Here is a 3,634-nt window from a genome sequence, read left to right as displayed (position 1 = left end):
GATCCCCTCCGCGCTGGCGCTGCGCCATCGGCCGGATCGCGACACCAGGGGCAGACGACGCGAGTGGTCTACCGGCCGGTAACCACTGCCGTAGGCTAGCCGGTGCCGGCGGTGTCCGCGCCGGTGCTGACCGTCAGCGCGGTCCCCTCGGGCCGGCGCGGGCGGTCGGCGTCTCACGGCGAGGTGCCGGCGGCCAGGTGTCGCCGGTGGGGAGGCCACCGTGTTCGGTTCAGCCCGCGGTTCGGTCCGCGACGTGGTCTTCGTCGACGGCGTGCGCACGCCGTTCGGCAAGGCCAAGGGCGTCTACGCCGAGACCCGGGCGGACGACCTGATCGTCCGGGTGATCCGGGAGCTGCTGCGCCGCAACCCGTCGCTGCCACCGGAGCGCGTCGACGAGGTGGCGATCGCGGCCACCACCCAGATCGGCGATCAGGGCCTGACCATCGGCCGGATCGCCGGGGTGCTGGCGGGGCTGCCGGAGTCGGTGCCCGGCTACGCCGTCGACCGCATGTGCGCCGGCGCCGTGACGGCGGTGACGACGACGGCGTCCTCGATCGCGGTCGGCGCCTACGACGTCGCGGTGGCGGGCGGGGTGGAGCACATGGGCCGCCATCCGATGGGCGAGGGCGCCGACCTCAACCCACGCTTCGTCGCCGAGCGGCTGGTGGATCCCTCCGCGCTGGTCATGGGCTCGACGGCGGAGAACGTGCACGACCGCTACCCGGCGATCACCCGGGCGCGGGCCGACGCCTACGCCCTGGCCTCCCAGGAGAAGGTCGCCAAGGCCTACGCGAACGGTCAGATTCAGCCCGATCTGGTCCCGATGGCGGCCCGGCACGCCGACAGCGGCTGGGAACTGGTCACCGCCGACGAGCCGCCGCGCCCGACGACGACCCTGGCCGGGCTGGCCGGGCTGCGTACCCCGTTCCGCCCGCACGGCCGGGTCACGGCGGGCAACTCCGCCGGGATCAACGACGGCGCGACCGGATGCCTGCTCGCCGCCGCGGAGGTGGCCGCCGAGCTGGGCCTGCCGGCGAAGATGACGCTGGTCGGCTACGGGTTCGCCGGCGTCGCCCCCGAGGTGATGGGCGTCGGCCCCATCCCGTCGACGGAGAAGGCGCTGGCCCGCACCGGCCTGACGATCGACGACATCGGCCTGTTCGAGCTGAACGAGGCGTTCGCCGTGCAGGTCCTCGCCTTCCTCGACCATTTCGGGATCGCCGACGACGACCCCCGCGTCAACCGGTACGGCGGTGCGATCGCGCTGGGCCATCCGCTGGCGTCCAGCGGGGTGCGGCTGATGACCCAGCTGGCCCGGCAGTTCGCCGAGCATCCCGAGGTCCGCTACGGCATGACGGCGATGTGCGTGGGCCTCGGCATGGGGGCGACCACGGTCTGGGAGAACCCCCACCACGGCGCCGCGACCACGGCGACGAACTGACCGGGCCCACGCGAGAACGCGGGAACGCGAGAACCCAGTCCCAGGAGAGGGCGGCATGACGATCGACGAGGTGACCCTGGACTACCCGGACGAGGTCGTCACGGCCGCGCACGTCCGGTACGTGACGCTGCCCGGGGTGGCCGGCCCGGTCGCCCTCGTCACCCTCGACAACGGCCACGACCACACCCGGCCGAGCACCTTCGGCCCGGCCGGGCTGCGCTCGCTGCTCGCCGCCGTCGACGGGATCGAGGCGCACGATCCCCCGGTCGCCGCGATCGCCGTGACCGGCAAGCCGTTCATCTTCAGTGTCGGGGCCGACCTCGGTTTCCGGTCGTCGATCACCGAGGCGGACCGGCTGCGCCCGTCGCTGGACGCGCTCGGCCGCCTGGGCCACGACGCCTTCGCCCGGCTCGGCTCCGGCCGCCTCGGCGGGCGTCGGGTCCCCACCTTCGCGCTGGTCAACGGGGCGGCGCTGGGCGGCGGCCTGGAGCTGGCGCTGCACTGCGACTACCGGGCGCTGTCCGCCGGGATTCCCGCGCTCGCCTTCCCAGAGGTGTTCCTCGGCCTGGTACCGGCCTGGGGTGGCACTGTGCTGTTGCCGAACCTGATCGGCGCCGACCGGGCGGTGTCCGTCATCATCGACAACGCGCTCAGCCAGAACCGCACCCTGCGCGGGTCCAAGGCGTTCGAACTGGGCATCGGAGACGTGCTGCTGGAGCCGGCCGACTTCCTGGAGGAGTCGCTGGCCTGGGTGGGCCGGGTGCTGCGCGAGGAGATCGACCCGGTTGCCGGGCGCCGCCCGGTGCAGCGGGGCGCCGCCTGGGCCGATGCCGTCGCCCGCGGCCGGGCGCTGGCCGACGCCAGGCTGCACGGCGCCGCGCCGGCCGCCTACCGGGCCCTGGATCTGATCGCGCTGGCCGAGACGGCCGACCGTGCCAGCGGCTTCGCCGCCGAGACGCAGGCGCTGGCAGACCTGTCGGTCAGCGGTGAGCTCGCCGCCGGGCTGTATGCCTTCGACCTGGTGCAGAAGCGGGCGAAGCGGCCGGTCGGCGGCCCGGATCCGGCGTTGGCCCGCCCGGTCACGAAGGTCGGGGTCGTCGGCGCCGGGCTGATGGCCGCCCAGCTCGCGCTCGTGTTCGCGCACCGCCTCGAGGTGCCCGTCGTGCTCACCGACATCGATTCCGAGCGGCTCGACGCCGGGGTCGCGAACGTCCACCGGGAGATCGACAACCTGCTGCTGCGCCACCGGATCTCCGCCGATCAGGCCAACCGGTACAAGGCGAACGTCACCGGCTCGTCGACGTTGGACGCCTTCGCCGACGCCGACCTGGTCATCGAGGCCGTCTTCGAGGATCTGGCTGTCAAGCAGGCGGTGTTCGCCGAGCTGGAGGCCGTGGTCGCGCCCACCGCGGTGCTGCTGACGAACACCTCCGCACTGTCGATCACCGAGATGGCCGCGCGGCTGGCTCATCCCGAGCGGGTCGCCGGCCTGCACTTCTTCAACCCGGTGTCGGTGCTGCCGCTCGTCGAGGTGGTCCGCGCGGCCCGCACCGACGACGCGACGGTCGCCACGACCCTGGCCGTCGCCCGCAACCTGCGCAAGGACGCCGTGCTCGTCGCGGACGCGCCCGCGTTCGTCGTGAACCGGCTGCTCACCCGCTTTCTCGGCGAGGTCCTGGGCGCCGCGGAGCAGGGCACGCCGATCGAGCAGGTCGACCACGCCCTGGATCCCCTGGGCCTGCCGATGTCGCCGCTCGTCCTGCTGTCGCTGGTCGGCCCGCCGGTCGCGCTGCACGTCGCCGAGACGCTGCACGCCACCTTCCCGGACCGGTTCCGGGCGCCGACGAGCCTCGCCCGGCTGGTCGAGGCGGGCCGGGGCTCGGTCTACACCACCGGCCCGGACGGCGCCCAGATCGTCGACCCCTCCGCCGCCGCGGCCCTGAGGTCGGCTGCGGGGGTGCGGCCGCGCACGGCCGCCGAGGTGCGCGAGGCCGCCCTGCGGGCGCTCGCCGAGGAGATCCACCTCATGCTCGCCGAGAAGATCGTCGCCGAGGCCGCCGACATCGACCTGTGCATGATCCTCGGCGCCGGCTGGCCGTTCCACCTCGGCGGGATCACCCCCTACCTGGACCGCACCGGCATCAGCGAAGCCGTCACCGGCGAACGCTTCACCCCACCCGGCGTCGCCACCCC

Annotated in this window: 2 protein-coding genes; both read left to right on the top strand. The window is 74.0% G+C overall.

The window, feature by feature from the left end; genetic code table 11:
• Positions 1 to 220 precede the first annotated feature (220 nt).
• Positions 221 to 1,441: a thiolase family protein gene (locus NBZ83_RS30860; protein WP_261569228.1), complete on the top strand. Its 1,221-nt coding sequence runs from the start codon at positions 221 to 223 to the stop codon at positions 1,439 to 1,441.
• A gap of 55 nt (positions 1,442 to 1,496) precedes the next feature.
• The coding region (locus tag NBZ83_RS30855; protein ID WP_261576385.1) for a 3-hydroxyacyl-CoA dehydrogenase NAD-binding domain-containing protein at positions 1,497 to 3,634 on the top strand (2,138 nt) is incomplete at its 3' end.

This window comes from Frankia gtarii (assembly GCF_025403375.1).
Classification (GTDB): Bacteria; Actinomycetota; Actinomycetes; order Frankiales; family Frankiaceae; genus Frankia; species Frankia gtarii.
Note: the sequence above shows the minus strand (reverse complement) of the source record. Positions and strands in the feature narration are given on the sequence as shown.